This is a genomic window from Nonomuraea sp. IBHARD001, from assembly GCF_056106265.1.
In genome coordinates, this window is record NZ_JBWBBW010000002.1 from 3976212 (window position 1) to 4001088 (window position 24877).

Annotated in this window: 24 protein-coding genes; 11 read left to right on the plus strand and 13 right to left on the minus strand. The window is 72.1% G+C overall.

Annotation, left to right across the window (positions count from 1 at the left end):
- Positions 1-51 precede the first annotated feature (51 nt).
- The 7 genes from murQ (at position 52) to ACTWNK_RS20190 (ending at position 8378) form a co-directional block, all read left to right on the plus strand.
- Entirely contained in the window at positions 52-966 is a 915-nt protein-coding gene (murQ, locus tag ACTWNK_RS20160; protein WP_474305917.1) for an N-acetylmuramic acid 6-phosphate etherase, read from the plus strand.
- Positions 959-2026, plus strand: coding sequence for a serine hydrolase domain-containing protein (locus ACTWNK_RS20165; protein WP_474305918.1), 1068 nt, complete (start codon positions 959-961; stop codon positions 2024-2026). Before murQ ends, ACTWNK_RS20165 begins: the two co-directional genes overlap by 8 nt.
- A 63-nt stretch (positions 2027-2089) precedes the next feature.
- Positions 2090-2737: a Crp/Fnr family transcriptional regulator gene (locus ACTWNK_RS20170; protein WP_474305919.1), complete on the plus strand. Its 648-nt coding sequence runs from the start codon at positions 2090-2092 to the stop codon at positions 2735-2737.
- Between the two features lie 100 nt (positions 2738-2837).
- Positions 2838-3548, plus strand: coding sequence for a hypothetical protein (locus ACTWNK_RS20175; RefSeq protein WP_474305920.1), 711 nt, complete (start codon positions 2838-2840; stop codon positions 3546-3548).
- On the plus strand, positions 3548-5521 hold the full coding sequence (locus ACTWNK_RS20180) for a hypothetical protein (RefSeq protein ID WP_474305921.1): 1974 nt from the start codon (positions 3548-3550) through the stop codon (positions 5519-5521). Before ACTWNK_RS20175 ends, ACTWNK_RS20180 begins: the two co-directional genes overlap by 1 nt.
- Positions 5518-7068, plus strand: a complete 1551-nt coding sequence (locus tag ACTWNK_RS20185) for a hypothetical protein (RefSeq protein WP_474305922.1) — start codon at positions 5518-5520, stop codon at positions 7066-7068. Before ACTWNK_RS20180 ends, ACTWNK_RS20185 begins: the two co-directional genes overlap by 4 nt.
- On the plus strand, positions 7068-8378 hold the full coding sequence (locus ACTWNK_RS20190) for a DUF4407 domain-containing protein (RefSeq protein WP_474305923.1): 1311 nt from the start codon (positions 7068-7070) through the stop codon (positions 8376-8378). The genes ACTWNK_RS20185 and ACTWNK_RS20190 overlap by 1 nt, the downstream gene beginning before the upstream one ends.
- A gap of 7 nt (positions 8379-8385) precedes the next feature.
- Here the strand turns inward: ACTWNK_RS20190 and ACTWNK_RS20195 are convergent, their stop codons facing one another.
- Positions 8386-9270 (minus strand): MurR/RpiR family transcriptional regulator, encoded by an 885-nt coding sequence (locus ACTWNK_RS20195; protein WP_474305924.1) that lies wholly within the window; start codon positions 9268-9270, stop codon positions 8386-8388.
- Complete coding sequence (locus ACTWNK_RS20200) at positions 9267-10739, minus strand: glycoside hydrolase family 3 protein (protein ID WP_474305925.1); 1473 nt, start codon at positions 10737-10739, stop codon at positions 9267-9269. Before ACTWNK_RS20200 ends, ACTWNK_RS20195 begins: the two co-directional genes overlap by 4 nt.
- A gap of 69 nt (positions 10740-10808) precedes the next feature.
- On the opposite strand from ACTWNK_RS20200, the gene ACTWNK_RS20205 reads away from it, so the two are divergent.
- Positions 10809-11966: an anhydro-N-acetylmuramic acid kinase gene (locus ACTWNK_RS20205; protein ID WP_474305926.1), complete on the plus strand. Its 1158-nt coding sequence runs from the start codon at positions 10809-10811 to the stop codon at positions 11964-11966.
- Between the two features lie 77 nt (positions 11967-12043).
- Here ACTWNK_RS20205 and ACTWNK_RS20210 read toward each other — a convergent pair whose 3' ends face one another.
- The 10 genes from ACTWNK_RS20210 to ACTWNK_RS20255 form a co-directional block, all read right to left on the minus strand.
- Complete coding sequence (locus ACTWNK_RS20210; RefSeq protein ID WP_474305927.1) at positions 12044-13195, minus strand: serine hydrolase domain-containing protein; 1152 nt, start codon at positions 13193-13195, stop codon at positions 12044-12046.
- A gap of 149 nt (positions 13196-13344) precedes the next feature.
- Positions 13345-13887 (minus strand): helix-turn-helix domain-containing protein, encoded by a 543-nt coding sequence (locus ACTWNK_RS20215; RefSeq protein WP_474305928.1) that lies wholly within the window; start codon positions 13885-13887, stop codon positions 13345-13347.
- A gap of 21 nt (positions 13888-13908) precedes the next feature.
- Positions 13909-14424 (minus strand): CAP domain-containing protein, encoded by a 516-nt coding sequence (locus tag ACTWNK_RS20220; protein ID WP_474305929.1) that lies wholly within the window; start codon positions 14422-14424, stop codon positions 13909-13911.
- Positions 14421-14735, minus strand: a complete 315-nt coding sequence (mnhG, locus tag ACTWNK_RS20225) for a monovalent cation/H(+) antiporter subunit G (protein ID WP_474305930.1) — start codon at positions 14733-14735, stop codon at positions 14421-14423. The genes ACTWNK_RS20220 and mnhG overlap by 4 nt, the downstream gene beginning before the upstream one ends.
- Entirely contained in the window at positions 14732-14992 is a 261-nt protein-coding gene (locus ACTWNK_RS20230) for a monovalent cation/H+ antiporter complex subunit F (protein ID WP_474305931.1), read from the minus strand. The genes mnhG and ACTWNK_RS20230 overlap by 4 nt, the downstream gene beginning before the upstream one ends.
- Complete coding sequence (locus ACTWNK_RS20235; RefSeq protein ID WP_474305932.1) at positions 14989-15543, minus strand: Na+/H+ antiporter subunit E; 555 nt, start codon at positions 15541-15543, stop codon at positions 14989-14991. Before ACTWNK_RS20235 ends, ACTWNK_RS20230 begins: the two co-directional genes overlap by 4 nt.
- A complete protein-coding gene (locus ACTWNK_RS20240; RefSeq protein ID WP_474305933.1) occupies positions 15540-17099 on the minus strand; it encodes a Na+/H+ antiporter subunit D in 1560 nt (519 codons plus the stop codon). Before ACTWNK_RS20240 ends, ACTWNK_RS20235 begins: the two co-directional genes overlap by 4 nt.
- Positions 17099-17917 (minus strand): Na(+)/H(+) antiporter subunit C, encoded by an 819-nt coding sequence (locus ACTWNK_RS20245; protein WP_474305934.1) that lies wholly within the window; start codon positions 17915-17917, stop codon positions 17099-17101. The genes ACTWNK_RS20240 and ACTWNK_RS20245 overlap by 1 nt, the downstream gene beginning before the upstream one ends.
- Positions 17914-20682, minus strand: coding sequence for a Na+/H+ antiporter subunit A (locus ACTWNK_RS20250; RefSeq protein WP_474305935.1), 2769 nt, complete (start codon positions 20680-20682; stop codon positions 17914-17916). Before ACTWNK_RS20250 ends, ACTWNK_RS20245 begins: the two co-directional genes overlap by 4 nt.
- Before the next feature lie 128 nt (positions 20683-20810).
- Positions 20811-21290 carry a DUF4396 domain-containing protein gene (locus ACTWNK_RS20255; RefSeq protein WP_474305936.1) on the minus strand — a complete coding sequence of 160 codons (480 nt, stop codon included), beginning with the start codon at positions 21288-21290 and terminating at the stop codon, positions 20811-20813.
- A gap of 84 nt (positions 21291-21374) precedes the next feature.
- On the opposite strand from ACTWNK_RS20255, the gene ACTWNK_RS20260 reads away from it, so the two are divergent.
- Positions 21375-22856, plus strand: a complete 1482-nt coding sequence (locus ACTWNK_RS20260; RefSeq protein ID WP_474305937.1) for a hypothetical protein — start codon at positions 21375-21377, stop codon at positions 22854-22856.
- A gap of 8 nt (positions 22857-22864) precedes the next feature.
- Here the strand turns inward: ACTWNK_RS20260 and ACTWNK_RS20265 are convergent, their stop codons facing one another.
- Positions 22865-23308: a DUF3598 family protein gene (locus tag ACTWNK_RS20265; protein ID WP_474305938.1), complete on the minus strand. Its 444-nt coding sequence runs from the start codon at positions 23306-23308 to the stop codon at positions 22865-22867.
- A 125-nt stretch (positions 23309-23433) separates the two neighbouring features.
- On the opposite strand from ACTWNK_RS20265, the gene ACTWNK_RS20270 reads away from it, so the two are divergent.
- Positions 23434-23946 carry a MaoC family dehydratase gene (locus ACTWNK_RS20270; protein WP_474305939.1) on the plus strand — a complete coding sequence of 171 codons (513 nt, stop codon included), beginning with the start codon at positions 23434-23436 and terminating at the stop codon, positions 23944-23946.
- Between the two features lie 28 nt (positions 23947-23974).
- On the plus strand, positions 23975-24781 hold the full coding sequence (locus ACTWNK_RS20275) for an HpcH/HpaI aldolase/citrate lyase family protein (RefSeq protein WP_474305940.1): 807 nt from the start codon (positions 23975-23977) through the stop codon (positions 24779-24781).
- Positions 24782-24877: the final 96 nt, after the last annotated feature.

Here is a 24877-nt window from a genome sequence, read left to right on the forward strand (position 1 = left end):
GATAATTTGCAGAGATGAAGACTTCAATGAAAATTACCGACATGGGACGACATGATTGATCCGCTCGCCGACCTGTCAACCGAACAGAGCGACCCCCGCTACAGCCAGATCGACCGGCTGTCGACGGAGCAGGTCGCCCGGCTCATGAACGCGGCCGACGCCTCGGTGCCCACCGCCGTCGCCGAGGCGGTGCCCGCGATCTCGGCCGCGGTCGACGCCATCTCCGCCCGTATGAAGGACGGCGGGCGACTGCTGTACGTGGGTGCGGGCACCTCGGGGCGGCTCGCCGTGCTCGACGCCTCCGAGTGCCCGCCGACCTTCGGCACCGATCCCGAACTCGTGCAGGGTGTGATCGCCGGTGGCGAGCGCGCGCTGACCCGTTCGGTCGAGGGCGCCGAGGACGACGACGTCGCCGGGGCCGCGGCCATCGCCTCCCGCGGCGTGGGGCCGCTCGACTCCGTCGTCGGCGTCTCGGCCAGCGGCAGGGCGCCCTACGTGCTCGGCGCGCTGGCCGAGGCCGCACGGCGTGGCGCGCTGACGGCCGCGATCTCCTGCAACGCGGGCACACCGCTCTCGGCGGCGGCCCAGCACCCGATCGAGGTGATCGTCGGCGCCGAGGTGGTCACCGGGTCGACCCGGCTCAAGGCGGGCACGGCGCAGAAGCTGGTGCTCAACATGATCTCGACGATCTCGATGATCAGGCTCGGCCGTACCTACGGCAACCGGATGGTCGAGGTGTCGGCGGCCAACTCCAAGCTGGCCGACCGTGCGGCCCGCATGGTCAGCGATCTGACGGGCGCCGGGATCGGCGTGGCCAGGTCGGCCCTGGAGAGCGCCGGATGGCAGGTCAAGATCGCCGCGGTGATGATCGAGCACGGCGTCGACGCCGAGGCCGCACGCGCACTGCTGCAGACGCACGGCGACCGGCTCGACACCCTGCTGGCCAGGGAGTCGCAGGGTGCCTGAGGACGGGCTCGGCCGCATTCTCGCCTCGGCCGTGCCGCAGGCGGCCTCGGCGGCCGTCGCGCTGATCGCCTCGGGCGGGGTGGTCGTGGCCGGTGCGGCGGTGGGGGAGGCGGTGCGTTACGCGGGCGCCGACGGCGCGCTCGCCGCCGAGCGGCCTGCCGTACGGCGGGACTCGATCTTCGATGTGGCCTCGATCAGCAAGCTGTTCACCACGAGCGTCGTGCTGTCGCTGCGCGAGTCGGGGCTGCTCGACCTGGACGAGCCCGTCGCGCACCGGCTGGGGCCCGGCTACGGCGGGCATCGCGCGGCCACGCTGCGGCACCTGCTCACGCACGTGGCCGGACTGCCGCCGACGCGCAGGGCCGATCTGGAGCTGCCGGACGCCTCCCCGGCCGTCCGGCTCGACCTGGTGCTGTCCACCCGGCCGGAGCGGGCGCTCGGCGAGCTGCACGTCTACTCCGACGTCGGCATGGTGACCGTCGGCAGGGTGGCGGAGCTGGCGGGCGGCGCGCCGCTCGACGAGCTGGTGCGCGAGCGGGTCACCGGCCCGCTCGGCCTGCGCGACACCGGCTACCGCCCGGCCGAGTCGCTGCGCGGGCGCGTCGTCGCCACCGAGGCCAAGCCCGAGCGCCCGCACCCCGGTTGCGTACGCGGCGAGGTGCACGACGAGACCGCCTACGGCCTGGGCGGCGTCGCCGGGCACGCGGGCGTCTTCGCCACGGCCGACGACCTGGTCGTCTTCGGCGAGGCCCTGCGCACGGGCGGCGCGCCGGTGCTGCGGCCGGACTCGCTGGCCGAGCTCGTCCGCGACCACGGCGTCAAGGGCGCGGCCTACGGGCAGGGGCTCGGCGTGCGCGTCGGCGACCCGGCGATCACCGGTCCGCTGTCGGGTTCCTACGGGCATTCCGGATTCACCGGGACGTCGCTGGTGGTGGATCCGGCCCGGGGCCTGACGGTGGTGCTGCTGACGAACGCGGTGCACCCGCTGCGCGGGCGTGCGGGCATCAGAGCGCTGCGCCACGCGGTGGCGGCCGAGGCGCTGCGCCTGACACGAGACTGAAGCTCACTTGCGGATCGGCCGAAACGACCCTGCCGACAGGCCCGCGCCACTCAGGATGGCCGCATGGAGGGTTTTGGCAGCATGATCTCGACCGCCGACTGGAACCGCCTGATCGGCACGGGCCGCATCCAGCGCTTCCCCAAGGACGCGACGCTGATGACCCAGGGGGATCGGGCCGACTCCGTGCTCATGCTCACCGCCGGTCGGGTCCGGGTCTCACGCGTCGAGCCGGACGGCAGGCGGGTGGTGCTGGCCGTACGGCATGCGCCGCAGTTGCTGGGCGAGCTCGGCCTGCTCGGCGAGGACGGCAGGACGGCCACGGTCGTCGCCGTCGATCCGTGCACGGCGGTGCGCGCGGACGGCAGGGTCTTCCAGGAGGCCGTGCGGTCCATGGGGCTCGAATCGACGCTGATGCGGCACCTGGCCGTGCGCCTGCGCGAGAGCGAGGACCTCAGGGCCGAGCTGTCCCTCCTCCCGGCGGGGCCGCGGGTGGCGAGATTCCTGCTGCGCCTGGCCATGGCGGTGCCGGACGGCCGCACCGAGAACGACCTGGGGCTCGGCCAGCTGGATCTGGCCGACGCGGTCGGGCTGACCCGGCAGACGGTGAGCGCCGAGATCGGCAAACTCAGGGACCGCGAAATAGTGCAGACGCTGCGCGGGCGCATCATCGTCCTGGATATCGCCGAGCTTTCGAAGGCCGCTCGAAAATAACGCGAAAGAGTGTCGGATTCCTTACATAGCAGTCAGGGCTTGTCGGGCATAGTAATGCCTCTCGTCGGACGACCCCTGGAGGCGATCCCCCGTGGAGCCCATGGAATCCGTACTTTCCGACCGATTTGTCATCGGTGTCGACGTCAAGAACTACAGTTCGCGCAATGCCCGGAGACAGGATGCCATCCAGCACGACGTCAAGGCCGTGCTCGACCTGGCGGCCAAGGAGGCCGGGCTCGACCCCGCACGCTGGCAGCGGATGGGCGCGGGCGACGGCGAACTGATCGTCCTGCCGCCGGACGTCGATCTGGTCCGCGTCGTCGCCAGGCTCACCCCCGAGGTGAACGCCCTGCTCAAGGCGTACAACGCCGACCGTGTCCCCAGTGCGCAGATCAGGTTGCGGCTGGCCATGCACATCGACACGCTCAAGCCCAGCGCGTACGGCTATGCCGGGCCCGCCCTGGTCGAGGTCAGCAGGATCCTCGACGCCCAGCCGTTGCGCCAGGCCCTCGACGCGGCGCCGGGCAGCGCCGTCGCACTGATCATCTCGGAGGCCGTCCACCGCAAGGCCGTGCTGTCCGATTTCGGGGGGCTTGACGCGAATCAGTTTCGCGAAGTCATCGTGAGTATTCCGGCCAAGGATTTCCGGCAACGAGCCTATGTGTACGTCCCTGACCACAATATGTCCACTTTCACCCCCAAAGCCGACAAGCAGGAAAAAGGGGACGACGAGCGCCGATCCGCTGCCCAGGTCGTCAATCACATCGAGACCGTGAACGCCCCCTGGGGATTCATCGGTAACGCGTTCTGATGACGGAGAAAACCGAGCCTGCCCTCCAGAAGGAGCCGGGCGAACGGCATTTCCCCAAGGCCGTGACGATCATCGAGCAGATGTACGCGCCGCACGCCACCGTGGGCTCGGCCGTCGGCTCCGCGGGCGGCGGCAGGCGGCGTGCGGGCCGGCTCGACCGTGAGGAGGTACGCGGCCATCTGCGCGCCTACCTCGAACCCGCCTGCCACGCCGAGGCGCTGGCCCAGCTGTCCAAGACCATGATGATCGCCCTGCTCGGCAGGCCCGGCCTGGGCAAACGCACGGGCGCGCTGAGCCTGCTCGACGCCGTCACGGCCAGGGAACTGGTCGAACTGCCTCCGCTGCCGCCAGCCGAACTCGCCGACTACCCCTTCAAGGAGGGCAACGGCTATCTGGCCTGCGGGTACGAGGACGGGCCCGGCGAGCCCGGCAGGGAGGTCGACTGGCTCGCCGTACGCGCCCAGGTGGTGGACAGCCGCGCGCACCTGGTCGTGACCGCGCACCGCGAGCCCGCCGTCAGGGCGGGAGGCGTGCGGCAGATCACCTGGAGCGCGCCGGACCCCGCCCGCTACCTGCGCAGGTCGTATCCGCCCGACAAGGTGGCCCTCATCGTGGCCGAGCTCGACGGCTTCTGCACGATGGAACGCCTGGCCAGGATCGCCTCGCACGAGGACCTCGACTGCGCGCTGCGGGAGCTGCGCTCGTCCTCGGTCGAGCCGGTGCGGGCCTGGTTCCAGGTCGACAAGCCGCGCGCCGCCCTGGTCGACCTGGCCGCGCTGTGCTTCCTGCAAGGGGCCAGCGAGCGCCGTTTCGAGCAGCTGAGCGCGCCGCTGACCGAGATCCTCGCCCAGCGGATGCCCGAGCCCGCCGACGACGCCCCCGCGGCGGCCGAGCAGGCGCTGCACCGGGGCAGGCACCGCCTCGTGGTCGAGGACAACCTGGTCGTCAGGCACAAGGACGAGCACGGCAGGACGCTCCTGCGTTTCGCCGACCCCGCCTACCACGACGAGGTGCTGGCCCAGCTGTCACGCTGGTACGCCACCCCCTTCTGGGAGGCGCTGCGGGAGTGGCTGTCCGGCCTGGTCAGGACCGGCGGGGCCGACCTGCGCTCGGGGGTGGCCCACGGGCTGTCGCGGCTGGCGCTGAGCAATCCGGAGGAGGCGGAGGACTCCTACCTGGAGCCGTGGTCGCGCGACGAGGGCGACTGGCAGGGGCAGGAGACGGCGACGTACCTGCTCTGGCTGATGTCGGAGCAGGACGCCCTGGCCTTCAAGGCGCTCACCACCGCCAAACGCTGGGCCGGATCGCCGGACCTGTGGCAGCGCTGGACCGCGGCGATGGTCTTCAGTGGCGTGCTCGGCCTGCGCTATCCGTTCGAGGCGGTGCGACGGCTGTGGAGCATCGCCGTGTACGGCACGAAGCTGGAGCACGAGGGAGTGCGCGCGATCGCCGAGCTGTTCGCCACCCTCGTCGACCAGCGCGAGGACCCCGCGCCCGTGCTGAAACTGCTGGAGCTGCGGCTGGCCAGGTTCGGCAGGACAGGCGCCGACGCGCGGCTGAAGCGGCTGACCATGTCGGCCGTGCTGACCGTGCTGTCGGTGTGCGAGGACGGCGGCAGGCCGTCGGTCGCACGCCTGCTGGCCGGGCGGCCCGGCGCATCGCCGCGGGTGGCCAGGCTGCTGAGCACCATGCTGCTGCACCGGCCGCACCGCCGCGCCGCGATGGACGTCCTGGCCGTCACCCTCGAATGGCTCGCCCGCGACGGGGCGAACGGCGACGCGGACGGCGAGGAGGTCGCCCACCGGTTCTGCCTGCACGTGTTCGCCCTGCTGGGCGCCGAGGAGCAGGAACTGCTCAACGCCGAGTTCACCGCGATGGTCACCAGCCGTCCCGAGACCACCTCACTGGCCGACATCCTGCGCGCCGCCCTGAACACAGACGACCCCGCGATCCACGAAAGCCACCAGCCATGACCCATGAGGACTACCCCGTCATCGAGAGCCGCCCGCTCAGCGCCCCGGGCAAGCGACTGCTGCGCGGCAGGCGCAGGGACCCGGCCGAACTGCCCAAGGCGCAGGGCCACCACCGCCTCGTCTACCGCGTGGACGGCGACTACATCCTGGACAACGGGGCGCTGAAGGCACGCGACGACACGCTGCTCGCGGCCGATCACGTCAGTGTGGTCGACGTCAGCGCCGACGTCGAGGTACGCGCGCAGCTGACGATCCGCTCGGCCGAGGACAGCGAGCTGACCGTCGAGGTCGCCTTCAGCTGTGTGGTCACCGACCCCGTCGTGGTGGTCAGGAACGGCCTGCGCGCCTCCCAGGTCCTCACCACCTACCTGCAGGGCCACCACCGGTTCTACGAACTGGCGCTCGGCTTCGACGACGGCCAGATCAACGAGATACGCCGCCTGGTGAACGCCCAGGTCAGGGCGTTCACCACCGTGCAGCCGCCGCTGTTCGCCGGAATGACGGCGTCGATGGCGAGCGTGCAGGTGCACACCCCCGACGAATGGGCCGAATGGGCCCGCCGCCGCAGAAGCCAGCAGTACGAGAGCCGCCTGCAGACCGAGCAGGAGGAACGCGACCACCAGCGCCTGGTCGTCAAGACCGAACGCGACCAGGCCCTGCAGGCCCAGCAGACCGACCACGCCCACACTCAGCAGTACGGCAGGCAGCAGCAGGACCACCTGATCGCCAGCAGGGACCAGGAGCACCGGCACATCCTGCACGCCCGCGACCAGGAGCACCTGCGCGAGCAGGTGGCCAGGCATGCCGAGACCATCGGCGCGGACCCCGAGCTCGCCCTGGGCCTGGCCCTGCAGTCGGGCGCGCTGACCCAGGTCGAGTACATCGAGGCCATGAGCAGGCTGAACGAGCGCCAGGAGGAGCGCTACCTGGCCGAACGCCGCGACGAGCTCGACTGGGACAGGGCGCAGCTCACCCTGGAACGCGAGGACAGGCGCGAGGAGCGGGCGTGGGCGCGCCGCATGGAGGAGCTGCGCCTGGAGTCCACCCGGGTGGAGCACCAGTGGTCGCACGAGGAACGCGTGAAGGAGATCGAGGCCACCTACGAGACCCAGCGCATCGAGCTGGCGCAGCAGCGCGAGAACGAGCTGCGCCGCCTCGAGCTCGAACGCGAGCGCAACGAGCAGAACTACGCCGTCAGCAGGGAGGACGCCAAGTACCACCACGAGCTCAAACTGACCAAACGCCAGGCGGAGGAGGCGGGCCGGCTGTTCCAGGAGCAGGAGGCGCGCGAGGCGGCACGCCGCCAGGAGGAGTGGAAGCGGGCCGACGACCTCAGCCGCGCCGAGCGCCAGGCCCGCTTCGTCGAGGGACTGCTCAGCAGGGGCCACTTCGACACCCAACCGGCCAAGGTCAGCCTCGACGGGCTGCTGGAGTCGATGGCGCTCGGCGGCGGCGACGGCGCACCCGAGGTCGAGGCCGCCGCGACGGCCCCGGCCCTGGAGGAGGCCCGGATGCCGGACGCGGAGCCGCAGGAGGACGACGACTGATGACCACCCAGCTGAGGCTGCCCTCGCTGCCCGACCAGTTCCGGCCGAAGGCGCCGGACAGAGGGGCGGGGCGCCACCTGCGCAGGCTGACCGGTGTGACGGAGGAACTGCTCGACTGGGTCCCCGAGGACCGCTCGCGCTACACCCTGCTGGGCTGCATCGTGCTCAACACCGGGGTGATGGCCGGGCTGTCGCTGTTCGTCGCGCTGAGCGGCATCGCGGCGGATGTGTGGGGCCTGCTCGCTGGGGCCGTCATGTGGGCTGTGGTGATCATGGTGCTCGACGCCTGGCTGATCGCGAGCACGCACGGGCTGATGGAGCGCAAGTTCAGGGTGCTGGCCGTCAGGCTGCTGGTCTCGCTGCTCATGGGGGCCTTCATCTCCGAGCCGCTGGTGCTGTGGGTGTTCGGGCCCGCCGTACGCGGGGAGGTCGTGCGGATGCGGGCCGACGACGCGCGGGTCGAGCGCAGCACCTGGGTACGGTGCAACCCCATCGACGAGTCCGCCGAGCTGCCGCCGGGATGCGCCGACTACGTGCTGGCCACGTCCGACTCGCCGAGGGCGGTCGCGATCCAGCTACGCAACGCCAAGGACCAGCGCGCCGGGCTGAAGGCCGAGATCAAGACCATCGGCGCGGAGATCGGCAGGCGGCAGGCGCTGGCCCGCGACGAGTGCAACGGCCGCAGGCGGCGCGGGCTCAGCGGCATCACCGGCGAGGGGCCGAACTGCAGGCAGGCCCGCATCGAGATCGCCCAGCACCGCAGGGACAGCGGCCTGGTGAACAAGCAGCGCCTGGTGATGCGGGCCGACGCCCGCATCACCACGCTGACCGCCAAGCTGAAGGACAGCCAGCAGGGCTACGAACGCCAGATCAAGGACGAGATCGACCTGCAGCTGCGGACCTGGCAGGCGGGCCAGAGCGACCGGGGCATCCTCGACCAGGTCAGAGCCCTGGAACGGCTGGCCGAGCGCAGTGTCTACGTGACGTTCCTGGTGTGGCTGCTGCGCCTGCTGCTGATCACCATCGACATCAGCCCCATGCTGGCCAAGGCCCTGCAGCGCAACACCGCCTACGACGCCGTGCACCGCCGCCAGCTCATGGCCGGGCGCAGGCTCAAGGACGAGGACGTGGACCTGAAGGTCAAACAGGCCATGGCCGAGTACGTCGTCCTGGGCAGGCAGAGCGACCACACCCGCGAAGCGCGCCTCAGCCAGGTGGCCGAGGCCGACAGATCGGCACGCGCACGGCGTCAGACCGACCTGGACCAGGAGGTGGAACGCCTGGCGGCCGAGCTGCGCGACCGCCCCTGAGCCGAGCTCAGCGCCCCCGCGCCCTGGCGTCGGCCAGATAGGCGTCAAGGGCCGCCCGGGTGACCCGCACCGCCGACTCGGAGGCGGCGAACGTGCGCTGGGCGACTCCCACGAACACACAGTCGACGATCAGCAGCTGGCTGATCCTGCTGGCCAGGGCGCCGGGCCTGAAGGCGGTCTCGCGCCCGGCCGAGACCAGCACGTGCGCGGCGACCGAGGCGAGCGTCGAGCGCGGGTGGTTGGTGATCGCGACCGTGGTGGCGCCCGCCGAGGCCGCCAGGCGCAACGGCTCGATGACGTCGGGCGTCTCGCCGGTGCAGCTCACGGCCACCACGACGTCGTCGGCGTGTACGATCGCCGCGCTCGTCACGGCCAGATGGGCATCGGTGAAGGCGTGACCGGACAGGCCGATGCGCATGAGCTTGTGTGCCATGTCGGTCGCGACCAGGCCCGACGCGCCGACGCCGTACACGACAACGCGCCTGGCCGACGCCACGGCCTCGACGACCGCGCCGAGGCGTTCGGGCGTGAGCTGGGCGGCGGTGTCGGCCAGGGCCTCGGACTCGGCCCTGGCCACCTTGGCGATCACGTCGGTCAGCGGGTCGTCCGGGCCGAGGTCGCCCGGCACCAGCCGGTCGGGCGTCATCTGCGCCGCCGCGGCGGCCAGGGCGAAACGCAGCTGGGAGTAGCCGGCGAAGCCCAGGCCCCTGGCCGTGCGTACGATCGTCGCCTCGCTGGTGCCGGACATGGCGCTCAGCTCGGTGATCGTGGCACGGGCCACGGTGGCGGGGTCGTCGAGGATCAGCCTGGCGATCGCCCTGGCGGCGGGGGTGAGCGAGGGCAGCACCGAGCGGATGGTGGCCACCAGGTTCTCGGGCGCGAGCTCGCTCATCGCCGACCGGCCAGCCACAGGGCCGCGGCCCGCGCCGACGCCCTGGAGATGCCGTGCGTGGCCAGGTGCACGGCTCCCACGGGTTCGCCGGGCAGGCCGGTCTCCACGACGATCGCGTCCGGACGCCGTTCCAGCGCCTCCCGCAGCAGCTCGCCCACCCAGGGGTGGCGTCCCGCGTCGTAGGTCACGACGACGACCGGTCGCTCCAGGTCGCCGAGGTCGGGCAGGACCGGGTCGTCGGCGGTGACCGTGTGCCCGGTCGTGCCCGGCAGGAGCTCGCCGAGCGCGCCGTACAGGCCGGTGGGGGTGCCGGGGTCGACGGCCAGGTTCATCCGGGGCGCGATGTCGACGACCAGGGGCGGGCCCGACGGCGCGGGCGCCTGCGCGCGCACGGTCACCTTGAGCGCGGCCCGCGCGGCCCGCAACCCGAGCTCCGAGCCGTGCGTGAAGGCCTCGGGCGCCTGGACGGCGGGCTCGGTGCGCGGGGTCGCGAGGGTGAGGACGCGGTTCGCCGCCTCGGCCAGCCGTTCCTCGGGGAGGCGGCCCTCGTGCACGGCCGTCACGAGGGCGTCGCGCAGCTCGTGCACGAGCGACTCCGAGGCGGCGCCTGCGCAGATCGCGTCGGCCCCGGCGGCCAGGGCCAGGACGGCGATCTCGCCGGGGGAGTGCAGGGCGGCCACCGCGCGCATCTCGATCGCGTCGGTGACGAGCATGCCCTCGAACCCGAGCTCCTCGCGCAGCAGCCCGGTCAGCACCCTGCGGCTGAGCGTCGCGGGCCGATCGGGGTCGAGCGCGGGCACGAGCAGGTGCCCGCACATCATCGCCCGCACCCCCGCCCGTACGGCGGCGCGGAAGGGCGGCAGGTCGCGCTCGTACAGCTCGGCGAGCGTGGCGTGCACGGTGGGCAGGGCGTGGTGGGAGTCGGTCACGGTGTCGCCGTGCCCGGGGAAGTGCTTGGCGCAGGCGGCGACGCCGGTGCTCTGCAGGCCGGTGATCCACGCGGCGCCGTGCGCGGCGACCAGCTCCGGGTCCGCCCCGAACGAGCGGATGCCGATCACCGGGTTGGCCGGATTGGCGTTGACGTCCAGGACGGGCGCGTAGTCGAGCGTCACTCCGGCGGCGGCCAGCATGCGGCCCATCTCGGCGGCCACGGCCTCGGTCCTGGCGACGTCGCCGCCTTCGCCGAGCGCCCGGTTGCCCGGCCACGAGCTGCCCGATGCCGCCTCGAACCTGGTGACGGCGCCGCCCTCCTCGTCGACGGCGACGACGACGGCCGGGTTGTCGGCGCGCAACCGGGCGACGAGGCCGGCGGTCTGCTCGACGCCGGTGATGTTCCTGGCGAACAGCACCGCACCGCCGAGCCCTTCGCCCAGCGCGCGGCGCAGCCACTCGGGGGGCGTGGTGCCGTCGAAACCGGGCTGCAGCACGGTCATCGCCAGTCTGGCCAGGTCGGGACTGCGGTGAAGCATCGGGGGGAGCCTTTCGCCGGGAAGCCGGGACATCCGGAATGTAGATAATCTCCGAATGACTGTACCGTGATGAAGAGTATCTACAAGGAGTGGGTCGTGCGTGTGCTCGGACTGATGTCGGGGACCTCCCATGACGGGATCGACGGCGCGATCGTCGACTGGACGATGAGCGAAGGCGTGCTGACCGGGGTGGTCGGGCCGTTCGGCTCGACGCCCTACGACGCGGGCCTGCGGGCCAGGCTGGTGGCCGCGTTGCCGCCGGGCCGGGTGGACATGGCCGAGGTGTGCGCGCTCGACACCCTGATCGGCCAGGCGTTCGCCGAGGCGGCGCAGGCGGCGGGACCGGCCGATCTGATCTGCTCGCACGGGCAGACGCTCTACCACTGGACCGGCGAAGGCCGCGTGCTCGGCACCCTGCAGCTGGGCGAGCCCGCCTGGATCGCCGAGCGCACCGGTCTGCCCGTCGTGTCCGGACTGCGCACGCGCGACGTGGCGGCCGGAGGGCAGGGGGCGCCGCTGGTGTCCTATCTGGACCTGCTGCTGCTGGCCGGACTGCCCGGCCGGGGAGGCGCCCTCAATCTGGGCGGCATCGCGAACCTGACCACCTGCGACGGACTCGCCTACGACACCGGCCCCGCCTCGGCCCTGATGGACGCCGCCATGCTGGCCGCCACCGGCCTGCCCTACGACGAGGACGGCCGCGTCGCCGCCTCGGGCACGGTGCACGAGGCGGTGCTCGAACACCTGCTCGCCGAGCCGTACTACCGGCTGCCCGCGCCCAAGAGCACCGGCAAGGAGCTGTTCCACCAGGGGTACCTGGCTCCGGTGTCCGGGCTGCCGCTGCCCGACGTGCTGGCCACGCTCACCGCGCTGACCGCCAGGACCGTGGCGGCCGAGCTGTTGCGTCATCGCCTGGCCACGGTCGTGGTCTCGGGGGGCGGGGTGCGCAATCCGGTGCTCATGCGCATGCTGGGTGAGCACGCTCCCGGCGTGCGGATCGTGGCCAGCGACGAGCTCGGCGTGCCGTCGGACGCCAAGGAGGCCGTCGCGTTCTCGCTGTTCGGCTGGCTGACCGCGCACGGCCTTCCCGCCACCGTCCCCTCGTGCACCGGGGCTCGCGGGCCTCGCGTCCTGGGCTCGCTCACACCCGGCCGGGGCCCGCTCCGCCTGCCGGAGCCGCTGGGGGAGGCGCCGAGGGCGGTCCGTTTCGTGCCGGGGGCGGGCTGACCGGTCGCGCCGCCCGTGGGTGAGGGCGGTGCGCCCCCGTGCGCCCCGCCCTCACGTCCTGTCGGCCTGCCGGTCGGCTACGGTGCGGCTCGGCCCGCGACGGCCGCCATGATGGCCGGGAGGCGGGCCGGGGCGTCCGAGGGCGGATCCCACTCGGTGGAGTTCAGCAGCACGGTGGCCAGGCGGCCCAGGTCGCGGGTGGCGAAGACCGCGCTGAAGTAGCCGGGCCTGTCGCCCACGTGACCCCAGTAGGTCTGGCCGCCCACCGCCGCCGACTGCAGTCCGGCGCCGTGGCAGGCCCGGCCGCCGGGACAGCCGGGCCCCTGCGAGGGCACGGCCGGAACGGTGAACATCTCGGCCAGCTGCGCCTTGGGCACCACCCGGCCGGAGAACAGCGCGGTGACGAATGTCGTCAGGTCACGCGCCGAGGAGATCATCTCGCCCGAGCCCCACGCCACCGACGGATTCTGCGCGCTCACATCGATCAGCCGCCCGCCCGCCGACACGTATCCCCGTGTGTGCGGTCCGGGTATGCCGGTCCTGACGCCGGGCACCGAGGTGGCGTCGAGGCGCAGCGGGCGCAGGATGCGCCGGGCGATCTGCTCGCCGTACGGGCGGCCGGTGACCTGCTCCAGGATGAGGGCGGCCACGACGTAGTCGTTGTTGTTGTACTGCTGGCGGGTGCCGGGGGCGAAGTCGAGCGGGAGGGCGACGGCCTTGGCCAGGAGCTGGGCCGGGCTGTAGGTGTCGAAGCGGTGCTCGGCGTACCACAGCGGGTCGTTGACGCGTACCCCCTCGCGCGACAGGCCGCTGGTGTGGTTGAGCAGCTGGCGCACGGTGATCGGCGCACGGCCGGAGGGCAGCAGGCCGGGCAGGTGCGACTGTACGGAGTCGTCGAGGCTCAGCGCGCCGTCGGCCGCGAGCTGCAGCACGGCCGCCGCGACGAACGTCTTGGTGATGCTGCCCACCCGGAAGCGGCCCTCCGGCGGGACCGGCGTGCGCCTGCGCAGGTCGGCGTGGCCCGACCTGCCCTTCCAGCGCCCGGCCCTGCCTTCGACGGCGACGGCCGCCGCGCTCGCCGTCTCGTCGGGCAGGCCCGCGATGGCCCGGCCGAGCGTCGCAGGGTCGAGGGGTGGGAGGTCGGAGGCCTGGGCGGGCGCGCCCGCAAGGAGGAGCGCCGCGAACGCCAGGGCGCTCAGCAGGCGGGTCGGCTTGCGTCGGAGCAGCATGAGCTGCTCTCCTTTCTGTCGTGACCGGTGTCGCGTAAGGACACGCCCGTTCGGGCGTGGTGATGCGGTCGCGTGGCCGCCGAGCTGCAACTCGGCGGCCACCTGTGTCGGTCGGCCAGGATCGGCCGGCCAGGATCAGTCGGCCAGGATCAGTCGGCCAGCTCGGGGAACGCGACGAACCTGGTCAGGATCGACCTGGTTCCCTCGCGCGGCCCCCCGGCCGAGAACCTGTCGAGCAGAGCGAGGTAGGCCGCGAAGAACTCGGCGAGCTCCTCGACCGTGAGATGCACCCTGCCCCTGGAGTACGGCAGCGCGTCGCCCCACTCGCCGAGCTCGTCGCGCGCCCGTTCGAACCTGGCGAAGTGGTCGAGGTCCTGGGCGAGCCACAGCCGGTGCAACTCGCTCATCGACGCGCGCATCTCCTCGTCCTGGGCGCTGTGCCGGGGGAAGGTCAGGGGCCGCCTGGCCGGACGCCACCAGCGCTGCCTGCCGCTCCCGCCCGGCACCTCCTCGATGAAGCCGTGCTCGGCCAGCACCCGCAGGTTGTAGCTGGTGCCGCCCGTCGTCACGCCCAGTTTCCTGGCCAGTGTGGTCGAGGTGGCCTCCCCTTCGGCCGACAACGCGCGAAGGATCCGCTGCCGCAGGGGGTTGGCGAGCACCTTGACCAGGTTGAGATCCGCTACCTCACTCACCTATGCACGATAACTCGTGCATCACTTGTCGTGCAACGGGGATTCGGGACGGCCCACGTTCTGCCGGAAGCGCCCCTCGACGTTCCCGGCCGGTGTGTACCTCGCCACGACGAAGGTGGCGGCCATCGGCAGCACGGTGCCCGCCGGGCAGCGGCCGACGGCCAGGGCGACCCGGGTGCTGGCCTTCCACACCACCTGGGTGAAGCCGCTGGTCGACTCGGAGTACCCGGGCCGCCCGTAGTCGTAGTCGGCCGCCTGCCCCATCCACGCCTCGAACGCCGAACCGATCGCCTCCTCGACCGGCGGCGAGCCCGACACGGCGAACAGGGTCTCCCCGTAACGCCCTCCGGAGTCGGAGGCGCGGAAGGCGCACCCGGCCACCTGCTCGCGTGTCGGCCCGGCCAGCGCCGAGCTCCAGGTCAGGGCGGAGGCGCCGTACTGCGCACGGGCGGCGTTGGCCGACTCCAGGGTCAGGGCCGCCACGTCCGGCGGCGCCAGGGTCAGCGCCACGGCCAGGGCCAGACTCGATGCGATCATGATTCGTCGTCTCCTTCGACCGAGGGCTCCTCGGGTGAGAGATAGGCCGATCTGGCCGTGATGTAGGCCGCCACCGAAACGGTGACCACCTGGGCGACCCCGACCAGCAGCAACGGCCCGGCCGTCGCCCACGTGGGCCGGTGCAGCCACATCGCCAGCAGGACCAGCAGGACGCCCACGACCTGCGGCTTGGTCCCGGCGTGCATGCGGTCGAGCACGGTCGGGAAACGCACCAGGCCGATGCCCGCCGCGAACGCCAGACCGGAGCCGAGCAGCAGGCAGCACGCCGCGGCCACGTCCAGCGGGCTCACCGCGAACCGCCGGAGAAGAACCTGGCCAGCGACACCGACCCGACGAAGCCCAGCAGCGACAGCACCAGCAGGTCGGGCAGCACGGTGTAGTCGTCGTCGGCGATGGCCGCCGCCCCGAGCCCGCACATGGCCAGCGCCGTCATCACATCGACGGCCACCGCCCGGTCCAGCATCCGCGGCCCGCGCACGATCCGGAACAGCGTGGCCGCGCCCGCCGCTCCGATCAGTGCCAGGGCGATGACGAACACGACGTTCATCCGGCCAGCTCCCCTCGGTCGGCGCGCGTGCCGAACGCGGCGACGACGCGCTCCTCGAGCCGGGTGACGTCCTCCTGTACGGCCGCGGGGACGTCGCCCCTTAGCCCGAGCACGTGCAGCACCAGCTCCCTGTCCACCACGTAGGCCTCCACGACCAGGCTGCCCGGCACCGACGACAACGCCACCATGATGATCATCGTCATCGGCTCCGACGACGTGCGCAGCCGTACCCGCACGAGTTCGACCGGCGGCGGCCCGGGGTGCAGCACCCACATCACCACCCGTACGGTCGACAGCACCATGTCCCGGCCGAACCACAGCAGGAACGCCACCAGCGCCACCGGGTGCACCCGGATACCGGGATCGACGACGGGCAGCGGCAGCAGCCACGTGATGACGACGGCTGCGACCAGCCCGCCGAGCACGTTGGCGAAGCTCAGCTCGCCCCACAGCAGCACCCACATCAGCGTCAGCCAGCCCACCAGCGGCAGCGGCACGTGCCGCCCCAGCACCCTGGGCGCCAGCCTGCTCTCCTCGTCCGACACGCTCACGGCGCCTCCCCCAGCACGGCCGAGATGTAGGGCGAGCGCGCGAGCAGCTCGCCCGCCGTACGCTCGGCCAGTCCTGACAACGGCCCCGCCAGTACGGTGAACGACAGGCCGAGCACCACCAGCGCCGCCGTCGAGCCGATCAGCGCGGCGGGCATCGTGGTCGTGGTGACGACGGCGTCGGCGCCGGTCGCCTCGGTGCTCTCCACGACCGTGCCGGGCCGGTCGGGCGCGTCGGGCTGCGGCGTGCGCCAGAACGCCTTGCCCCACGTCTTGGCCACCGCGTAGAGCGTGAGCAGGCTGGTGGCGAGGCTGGCGGCGACCAGGACGAGTGCGATCGGCCTGCCGTCGGCCACACCCGCCTGGATCAGGGCGAGCTTGCCCAGGAAGCCCGACATGGGCGGGATGCCGGACAGGTTCATCGCCGGGATGAAGAACAGCACCGAGATGACCGGCGCCAGCCGCATCAGCCCGCCGAGCCGCTCGACCGAGGTGTCCCCGGTGCGGCGCTCGATCAGCCCGGTGACCAGGAACAGGCTGGTCTGCACGGTGATGTGGTGGGCCACGTAGAACACCGCGCCCGCCATGCCCTGCACGCTGGACAGCGCCACCCCGAACACCATGTAGCCGATATGGCTGACCAGCGTGAAGGAGAGCATGCGTTTGATGTCGCTCTGGGCGACCGCGCCGAAGATCCCGACCAGCATGGTCGCCAGCGCCACCCACATGAGCAGCTGGGCGACGGGCCCGCCGGGAAACAGCAGGGCCTCGAGCCGGATGATCGAGTAGACGCCGACCTTGGTGAGCAGGCCCGCGAACACCGCCGTCGCGGGCGCCGGAGCCGTCGGATAGGAGTCGGGCAACCACGCCGACAGCGGGAACGCCGCCGCCTTGATCGCGAACACCAGCAGCAGCGTCAGCTCCACCAGCAGCTTGATATGCGTCGGCAGGTCGGCGAACCGCTCGGCCAGCTGCGCCATGTTCAGCGTCCCGGTGGCGGCGTAGGCGACGGCCATCGCGATGAGGAACAGCATCGAGGAGGCGAGCCCCATCACCGTGTACGTGGCGCCCGCCCTGATCCGCGACTGCGTCCCGCCGAACGTCAGCAGCACGTACGACCCGCCCAGCAGCATCTCGAACGCCACGAACAGGTTGAACACATCACCGGAGAGGAACGCGTCCGACACGCCCGCCACCATCACCAGGAAGGCCGGATGGAAGATGGCCATCGGCGCGTCGTGCTCCTGGTCGGCGAACGCGCTCGACACCGAGTAGATCATCACGCAGAGCGTCACGGCCGACGAGACGACCAGCATGAGCGTGGAGAGCCTGTCGGCCACCAGGCAGATGCCGAGCGGAGCGGGCCAGGAGCCGACCGAGGTGACCTGGGGCCCCTCGGTGTCGGCCGCGACCAGCAGCAGGAGCGAGACCACCAGCATCACACTCAGCGTGGCCACACTGATGAGCGACTGCAGCCGCCGCAGCCGCCCGCCGATCGCCAGCTTGAGCCCCGCGGCCAGCAGCGGCAGCACCACCGGCACGCTGATCAGCGTCTCCATCAGTCGTCGCCCTCCAGTTCCGGGTCGAGGGCGAGGGCCTGGCGTTCGCGTTCGGCCTGCAGCGCGGCGCGCATCTCGCGGCGCGCCTGCCGGTACCTGGCCCGCAGCCTGCGCCGCATCTCGCGCTCCCTGGCCGCCTGGTCGCGGCGGCTGCGGGCGTAGTCCTCCCTGAGCTGGTGCACGCGGGCCTCCTTGTCCTGGGTGGAGGCCTCCTCCTGGCGCCTGGCCTCCTCGAAGCGCTTCATCAGCTCCTCGGCGGGCAGGCCGTCGTCCTTGTGCGCCTGCATCCAGCGGCCAAGGTCGGCGTTCACGTCGAGGATGCGGCTCTCCAGCTCGGCCTCCTCGCGGCGTTCGCGTTCGAGGCGTTCGCGGTCCAGGTCCTCCATGGCGGCGCGCTGCTCCCGCAGCAGGCGGCGGTAGGCCTCCTGGCGTTCGACCAGGGCCAGGCTCAGCTCGCCGCGCCTGGCGCGCAGCCGTACCCTGCGGTCCTCGGTGTCGTCCTGGACCTCGTCGGTGCCGGTGAGCTGCCAGGTACGGTGCACCATGGCCAGCAGGAACGCGGTGATGCCGAGGGTGATGACGATCGAGGTGAGCACCATGGCCTGCGGCAGCGGGTCGGCCATGTCCCGCGGCTCGGTCAGGCCCAGGATCGGCGGGTCTCCGGCGGGGCCGCCCGCGGTGAGGATGAGCAGGTTCACGCCGTTGCCGAGCATGATCACGCCGCCGAGCACGCGCAGCAGGCTGCGTTCCAGCATCAGCGTCACGCCGACCGCGATGAGCACGGCCGAGATCGCGAACGGCAGCACGGGCAGGCTCATGAGGCGCTCTCCTCGTCGATCTGGCGGTCCAGCTCGGCGCCGAGGCTGCGCAGGATGTCCTGGACCATGCCGATGACGGTGATGTACACGCCGAGGTCGAACAGCAGCACGGTCGACAGGTGCACGTGCCCGACCAGTGGCACGCTCAGATCGGCGGCCAGCATGGTCAGCACCGCGTCGCCGAACACCAGTCCGGTCAGCGCCGTGCAGGTCGACAGCGTGAGGCCGACGCCGAGCAGGACACCGGCGTCGGCGGGGACCGCCCTGGCCAGTTCGTACCTGCCGCCCGCCAGGTAGCGCACGGTGATGGCGAGTCCGGCGACGATGCCTCCGGCGAACCCGCCGCCGACGCCGCTGTGCCCGGTGAACAGCAGATAGATGGAGACCAGCAGGATCGAGTGGAACAGCAGCCTGGCCACGATCTCGAAGGCCACCGAGCGCTGGCCCTGCGGCAGGGTGGCGGCCAGCCAGTGCCCGCCGCCGCCCGCGTCGGCGGCGCCCGCGTCGCGATCGAGGGAGTAGCTGCGGCGGCGCAGGAACACCAGGCTGGTGACGCCGAGCGCCAGCACCACCAGCACCGAGCTCTCGCCCATCGTGTCCCACGCCCTGATGTCGACCAGCAGCGCGCTGACCACGTTGTGCGCACCGGCCTGCGGCGCCGCCACGGGGGCGAGCTCGCCGACGGGCTGGGTGTCGCGCGCGCTCAGCGCCACCATCCCGGCCCCCGCTGCCACCACGCCGACGATCGCGCCGAGCGTGCCCCTGAAGGCGAAGGGCAGCCTGGCCGAGGTACGGAACGGCTTGATCGGCAGCCGCCGCAGCACCAGGGCGAACACCACCAGGCTGAGCGTCTCGGCCAGGAACTGCGTCAGCGCCAGATCGGGCGAGCCGTGCGCGAAGAACAGCAGCGCCACGCCGTAGCCGACCATGCCGATCACCACGGCCAGCAGGATGTAGGCACGGCAGACCAGGACGAACACCGAGGCGGCCAGGATCAGCGCCCCGACGATCGGCTGGGCGATGCCGGTCCACGGCACCAGCGTGAGGTTGATCTCGGCGGGCGGGCCGTAGATCATGGCGAAGGCGCCGATCGCGGCCATGCAGGCCATGGCGATGACCAGGTAGTCGGGCAGCGAGCCGCGCTGGAAGACGCCGGTCAGCTGCACCGCGGCCGAGTCGAGCCCGCGCACGACCGACCAGTACGCCTGGGCGGAGTCGTAGCGGTGCAGCCACAGCCCGGCCCTGGCGACCGGCTCCCTGGCCAGGAAGAGCACGAGGCCGCCGACGATCGCGGTCGCCGACAGCAGCAGCGGCACGGGCGCCCCGGTCCACACGGCCAGGTGCGTGCCGTGCCCGGGATCGGCGAAGGCGTCGGTGTAGGGCGCCATCGCCGCGCCGTACCGGCTCGCGAGCGGGGCGAGCAGCAGGCCGAGCGCGGCCAGCAGGGCGGGGGGTGCGAACATGGCGGCGGGCGCGCGGTGCACCGGGGTCGGCGTCAGGCCGGGCTTGACGGCGAAGGCGCCCCAGACGAAGCGCACCGAGTACCCGACGGTGAGCACCGATCCGACGGCGATCCCGGCCAGCACCGCCGGGTCGTGCAGCAGCGCCTCGAACGCCGCCTCCTTGGCCACGAACCCGATGAGCGGCACGATGCCGGCCATCGAGGCGGCGGCCAGCACGCCGGTCGCGCACACCCACGGCGCCGAGCGCCGCAGCCCGCTGAGCTCGCGCAGGTCGCGGGTGCCGCTGGCATGGTCGACGATGCCGACCACGAGGAACAGCGACGCCTTGAACAGGGCGTGCGCGGGCAGCATCGCCACCCCGGCGAGCGCGGCGTCACGCGTCCCGGCCCCGAACAGCACGGTCAGGAAGCCGAGTTGGCTCACGGTCCCGTAGGCGAGCAGCTTCTTGAGGTCCACCTCGCGCAGCGCACGCCACCCGGCCATCACCATGGTGAGCAGCCCGAGAGGTACGGCCAGCGCACGCCAGACGGTGACGTCGCCGAAGAGCGGCGAGAGCCTGGCCAGCAGGTAGATCCCGGCCTTCACCATGGCGGCGGCGTGCAGGTAGGCCGAGACCGGCGTCGGCGCGGCCATCGCGGCGGGCAGCCAGCCGCTGAAGGGGAAGATCGCCGACTTCGACAGCGCCCCGGCCAGCACCAGCGCCAGCGCGACCGGGACCAGCCCGCCGGACGGCGGTCGCTCGGCGATCTCGGAGATCCGGTACGTGCCCGCGGCCTCGCCGATGATGACGAACCCGGCCAGCATGGCCAGGCCGCCGAGCGTGGTGACGGTCAGCGCCTGCATGGCGGCCCTGCGGCTGGCCCTGCTCTCCGGGTCGTTGCCGATGAGCAGGTAGGAGAAGACCGTGGTCAGCTCCCAGAACACATACAGCAGCAGCAGGTCGTCGGCGACGACCAGGCCGAGCATGACACCGGCGAAGGCCACCATGACGGCGCCGAAGCGGCCGTCGCCGGTGTCGAAGTAGCGGCCGCAGTACACCAGGACGAGCACGCCGACCCCGGTGACCAGGAACATCATCAGCACGCTGAGCACATCGGCGCGCAGGCTCAGTCCGAGCCCGAGGGCGGGTGCCCAGTCGTGGTGTGAGGAGACCGGCAGCCCGGTGAGCGAGATCCACAGCGTGTAGGCGAATCCCGCGCCGGGCGCGAGCGCCAGCAGGGCGAAGACGCCGCGCCCGAAACGCCGGGCCAGCCATGGCGCGCACACCGCGGCCAGGGCGTGCACGATCAGCAGCGACTCCATGCTCTCCTCGGCACCACATGCGGGGATACGTCCGCGTTCAGTGTCGGATGCCGCCGCCGTCGTGATGGGAGACGCTGCCAGGGCCTGACCAGTTCATGATCGGAAAGTTGCCCCGGCGGGAGACGGGCCTAGTGGTGGTAGGCGTGCACGACCGCGTGCCCCTTGCCCTTGCCGATGATCCACTTGTTGATCGGCCAGGTGACGAAGAAGGCCACGACCAGCGCGAAGGCCAACGCGCCCCAGAACAGCCAGCTGGCCAGCCCCGCGTCCATCGCCCCGGGCACGGCGAGCATGACGCCGTTGTCGACGATCTCCATCACCGCGATCGACACGGTGTCGGCCGCCAGTGCGACCTTGATCGCCTGCCGCCAGCCGAGTCCCGCCTTGCGCACGCCGTACAGGGTCAGGGCGTAGCCGAACACGAAGGCCAGGGCCACGGCGAGCACGATCGTCCACAGGTCGCCGAACCCGAGCGCGGTGCCGATCACCATGCCGAGCACCTCGCCGATGGCGCATCCGGTGAGGCAGTGCAGGGTCGCGGAGGCGGCGGCCTTCCAGGTGGCTTTGGGCGGGTGGTGGTGGGGGGTTTCATGGTGGTGCGTGGTCATAGATCACATTTATACCCAGAGGGGGTATGGTTGGCAACCTCGGTCGGTTGACACCCCGAACGCGGCTCGGCAGGATCGCCGATCATGATCCCGGCGCAGCACCCTTTACCCTCCCGGCCTTCGCGCGCCGCCCTGCTGGTGTGGGGGGTGCTGGTCGTGGTCGCCGGGTGGGGGTGGGCGCCGCGGGAGTCCGGCTCGTTCGGCTGCTTCGGGTTCCAGCCCGTGCCGCGGCCCGCCGGATGGGAGGCGGCGCTACGGCAGGTGGCCGAGCCCGTGCTGTACACCGCGCTGCTCGGGGCGCCGATCGTCTTCGCGGCGCTGGCCTGGGTGGCGGTACGCACGGGAGCGCACCGGCGTGCGGCCGGACTCGGCGTCGCCCTCGTGCTCACGCAGTACGGGGCGCTGCACGCGCTGGCCCATGTGGACCGGATTCCCCAGGGCATGACGTGCGAGCGGGTGTTCGCCGGGCCGAGTGCGGCGCAGCTGGCGCTGGTGGTGACGCCGGGCCTGCTCGTCGTGGTCGCCGCCTGGCTCGGGAGCGGCGCGCCGAAGGTGGTGGGCAGGCGCGGCCTGGTGGTGGCCGTGTGCGTGCTCGCCGGGCCCGCGCTGGTGGTCGCCGGGCTGCGGCTGCTGCCCACGGGAGCCGTCGAGCAGGCGCGCAACGCCGACGGCACGCCCAGGCACGTCGTCCTGCTGGCCGAGGAGGGCGTGGTCGTCGTCGACACCGTCACCGGACGGCAGAGCGGCAGGCTGCCGGTCGCCGACGACCGGCTGCCCGGCTACCAGGCGGTCGCCCGTGACGCCGAGCCCGGTCACTATCTGGCCGCGGCCGGGTCGCCGGGCCCGGCCGATGGTCGTTCGCGGATCTTCAGGTTCACCGTCGGCCCCGACGGCGGCGCGGTGCTCGGCGATCCGGTCGGCGACGAGCTCGACGGCAGGGTGAGCGGCCTGGCCGCCTCGCCCGACGGGCAGGTGGCCTACAGCCTGGCGGCGGGAGGCGTGGACGGCGCGGTCGTCGGCACCGTGGACGGCCGTGAGTGGAGCACGCTGGAGGGCAGCCAGGGGCTGAGCTGGCTCGACGAGGGCACGCTGACCTTCGCCATGACCAGGAACCCGGCCATCGGCCCTGAGGTGGTCGGGCTCGACGTCACCAAGCCGGCGGGCGAGCTCAGGAGCGCGGTGCACCGGATCCTGCGCATGCCGCGCGGCTGGACGGGCACGCAGCTCGTCACCGGCGACCGGGTGCTCGCCCACGACGCCGACAGGGGAGAGGGGCTGCTGCTCTACGCGCGGACCAGGGGAAGGGCGCTCGGCCACGCCTACCGGAGCGTCGCGCCGACGGCCTACACGGTCGACGCCTCGGGACGCGTGCTGCTGGTGGCCGAGTTCGACACGGGCGACACGGGCGCGGGACCGGCCGCACGGATCGTGCGGGTCGACCTGGGGCCCGCGCTGGGCGCGATCGAGCCGCCCAGGCTGAGGGCGCCGCTGGACCTGCCCGATCTCGGCCTGCCGAGCGCCCCGCTGTTCTCGCTGCGGGGCACGGTGCTCGGCATCGCCTGGTAGGCAGGCGCTCAGGACACGCGGGTCTCGTTGATGATGGTGCGCTGGAAGCAGACGCCGTCCTTGAGCCACTGCCAGGTCCTGCTGCGGTGCTTGCCGTCCTCGCTCAGCACGATCATCTCGTACAGGCGCATGTCGGTGCCGGCCTCCTTGTAGATCCAGTTCAGATAGATCGTGCGCTCGTCGATCTCCCAGAACTCGCCCCTGATGCGGTCGGTGTCGAAACGGCAGCGCCCGCCGCCCAGGTACTCGCCGGGGAAGCGGTGCTCCTCGGTACGGCCGTCGGCCCAGGTGTAGACGTTCACCTGGTAGTAGTCGTGCTCGGGCGGCAACGTGCACGACACCAGCGAGCGATGGGTGTCGGTGACGGTGCCGTCGGGGGTGACATAGGTATAGGTGCCCTCCCAGTCGCCCTCGTGCCTGGCCAGCAGCGGCATGTCCTCGCGAATACCCATCAAGCTCTCCAAGGGGGATGAAAGACAAGGGGGATGAAAGATCAAACCATCCCGGAACCTAGTCCTGCGGGCCCGGCCACGCAACCATTGACCCCCTAAACGTCAGACGATTAGCGTGTCTGAGCGTGACGCTGCATGAGGCCGCGATCGGCCGCTACTACGAGGACTTCGAGATCGGCGACGTCTACCAGCACGCGCTCGGCCGTACGATCTCCGAGGCCGACAACACGTGGTTCACCCTGCTGACGATGAACACCAACCAGAACCACTTCAACGCCCACTTCGCCGCCCGCGCCCCGGTCGGCAAGGTCATCGTCAACTCCGGCCTCTCGGTGGCCATCGTGCTCGGCCTCTCGGTCATGGACGTCAGCCAGACCGCGCTGATGAACCTCGGCTGGGACGAGATCAGGCTCACCCATCCGCTGTACGTCGGCGACACCGTCTACGCCGAGTCCAAGGTGCTGGCCAAGCGCGAGTCCGGCTCGCGGCCCTACGCGGGCATCGTCACCTGCCGCACGCGCGGGCTCAACCAGGACGGCGACGAGGTCATGTCCTGGCGCAGGACCGTCATGGTCTACCGGCGTGACGCACCGCAGGACAAGAACTACTTCCCCCAGGCCAAGACGGGCCCGATGTGAGGCCGACGCCGGCCGGAGCGGTGATGCGATGAGATCGGCCCTGTACGTCCCGGGCGACCGGCCGCAGATGCTGGCCAAGGCGCTCGGCAGAGGGGCCGACGCGCTGATCGTCGACCTGGAGGACGCCGTGCACCCCTCGGCCAAGCGCGCGGCCAGGGCGGCGGTCGCCGCCTGGCTGGACACGCTCGACGGCTCCGGGCCCGCCGTCTGGGTCCGGGTGAACCCCGGCGAGCTCGGGCACGAGGACCTGCGCGCGGTCGCACGGCCGGGCGTCGCGGGCGTGTGCGTCGCCAAGACCGAGACGGCGGCCGAGCTCGCCGCCGTCGACGAGGTGCTCGCCGGCGCGCCGTGGATCGCGGTGTGCCCGCTGCTGGAGAGCGCGGCGGCGGTGCTGGCCGCCCAGGAGATCGCGCGGGCGCCCCGGGTGGTCAGGCTGCAGCTCGGCGAGGCCGACCTGAAGGCCGATCTCGGCGTGGAGTGCGGCCCGGACGAACGCGAGCTGCTGTGGGCGCGGTCGCATGTCGTGCTGGCCTCGGCCGCGGCCCGGATCGAACCGCCGCTCGGCCCGGTCAGCACCGACTTCCGCGATCTGGAGCGCCTGCGCGAGACGACGCACGCCCTGCGGCGGCTCGGCTTCCGGGGGCGCACGTGCGTGCATCCGGCGCAGGTGGCCGTCGTCAACGAGGTGTTCACGCCCTCGCCCGCCGAGCTGGCACGGGCCAGGGCGCTCGTCGAGCGCTTCGAGGCGGCGGGCACGGGTGTGGTGGTCGACGAGGCCGGGCGCATGGTGGACGAGGCCGTCGTCAGGCAGGCCAGACGGGTGCTCGGCCGCTGACGGGCGCGGCGGCCCGCCTGGCCGCGCGCCGCCCCGGCCACCCGCGCTCGGCATCCCGCAGGTGTGAGCCTCGCCGATCGGCGGCGTTGGTATCGT

What these genes read in the sequence shown, in the direction of transcription:
- ACTWNK_RS20265 (WP_474305938.1), bottom strand. Translation starts at nt 23,308, where the DNA reads ATGGGTATTCGCGAGGACATGCCGCTGCTGGCCAGGCACGAGGGCGAC.
- ACTWNK_RS20205 (WP_474305926.1), top strand. Translation starts at nt 10,809, where the DNA reads ATGAAGAGTATCTACAAGGAGTGGGTCGTGCGTGTGCTCGGACTGATG.
- ACTWNK_RS20245 (WP_474305934.1), bottom strand. Translation starts at nt 17,917, where the DNA reads ATGAGCCTGCCCGTGCTGCCGTTCGCGATCTCGGCCGTGCTCATCGCG.
- ACTWNK_RS20220 (WP_474305929.1), bottom strand. Translation starts at nt 14,424, where the DNA reads ATGATCGCATCGAGTCTGGCCCTGGCCGTGGCGCTGACCCTGGCGCCG.
- ACTWNK_RS20175 (WP_474305920.1), top strand. Translation starts at nt 2,838, where the DNA reads ATGGAATCCGTACTTTCCGACCGATTTGTCATCGGTGTCGACGTCAAG.
- ACTWNK_RS20240 (WP_474305933.1), bottom strand. Translation starts at nt 17,099, where the DNA reads ATGGAGACGCTGATCAGCGTGCCGGTGGTGCTGCCGCTGCTGGCCGCG.
- ACTWNK_RS20190 (WP_474305923.1), top strand. Translation starts at nt 7,068, where the DNA reads ATGACCACCCAGCTGAGGCTGCCCTCGCTGCCCGACCAGTTCCGGCCG.
- ACTWNK_RS20250 (WP_474305935.1), bottom strand. Translation starts at nt 20,682, where the DNA reads ATGGAGTCGCTGCTGATCGTGCACGCCCTGGCCGCGGTGTGCGCGCCA.
- ACTWNK_RS20195 (WP_474305924.1), bottom strand. Translation starts at nt 9,270, where the DNA reads ATGAGCGAGCTCGCGCCCGAGAACCTGGTGGCCACCATCCGCTCGGTG.
- ACTWNK_RS20255 (WP_474305936.1), bottom strand. Translation starts at nt 21,290, where the DNA reads ATGACCACGCACCACCATGAAACCCCCCACCACCACCCGCCCAAAGCC.
- ACTWNK_RS20210 (WP_474305927.1), bottom strand. Translation starts at nt 13,195, where the DNA reads ATGCTGCTCCGACGCAAGCCGACCCGCCTGCTGAGCGCCCTGGCGTTC.
- ACTWNK_RS20230 (WP_474305931.1), bottom strand. Translation starts at nt 14,992, where the DNA reads ATGAACGTCGTGTTCGTCATCGCCCTGGCACTGATCGGAGCGGCGGGC.
- ACTWNK_RS20185 (WP_474305922.1), top strand. Translation starts at nt 5,518, where the DNA reads ATGACCCATGAGGACTACCCCGTCATCGAGAGCCGCCCGCTCAGCGCC.
- ACTWNK_RS20200 (WP_474305925.1), bottom strand. Translation starts at nt 10,739, where the DNA reads ATGCTTCACCGCAGTCCCGACCTGGCCAGACTGGCGATGACCGTGCTG.
- ACTWNK_RS20275 (WP_474305940.1), top strand. Translation starts at nt 23,975, where the DNA reads ATGAGATCGGCCCTGTACGTCCCGGGCGACCGGCCGCAGATGCTGGCC.
- ACTWNK_RS20170 (WP_474305919.1), top strand. Translation starts at nt 2,090, where the DNA reads ATGGAGGGTTTTGGCAGCATGATCTCGACCGCCGACTGGAACCGCCTG.
- ACTWNK_RS20180 (WP_474305921.1), top strand. Translation starts at nt 3,548, where the DNA reads ATGACGGAGAAAACCGAGCCTGCCCTCCAGAAGGAGCCGGGCGAACGG.
- murQ (WP_474305917.1), top strand. Translation starts at nt 52, where the DNA reads ATGATTGATCCGCTCGCCGACCTGTCAACCGAACAGAGCGACCCCCGC.
- ACTWNK_RS20260 (WP_474305937.1), top strand. Translation starts at nt 21,375, where the DNA reads ATGATCCCGGCGCAGCACCCTTTACCCTCCCGGCCTTCGCGCGCCGCC.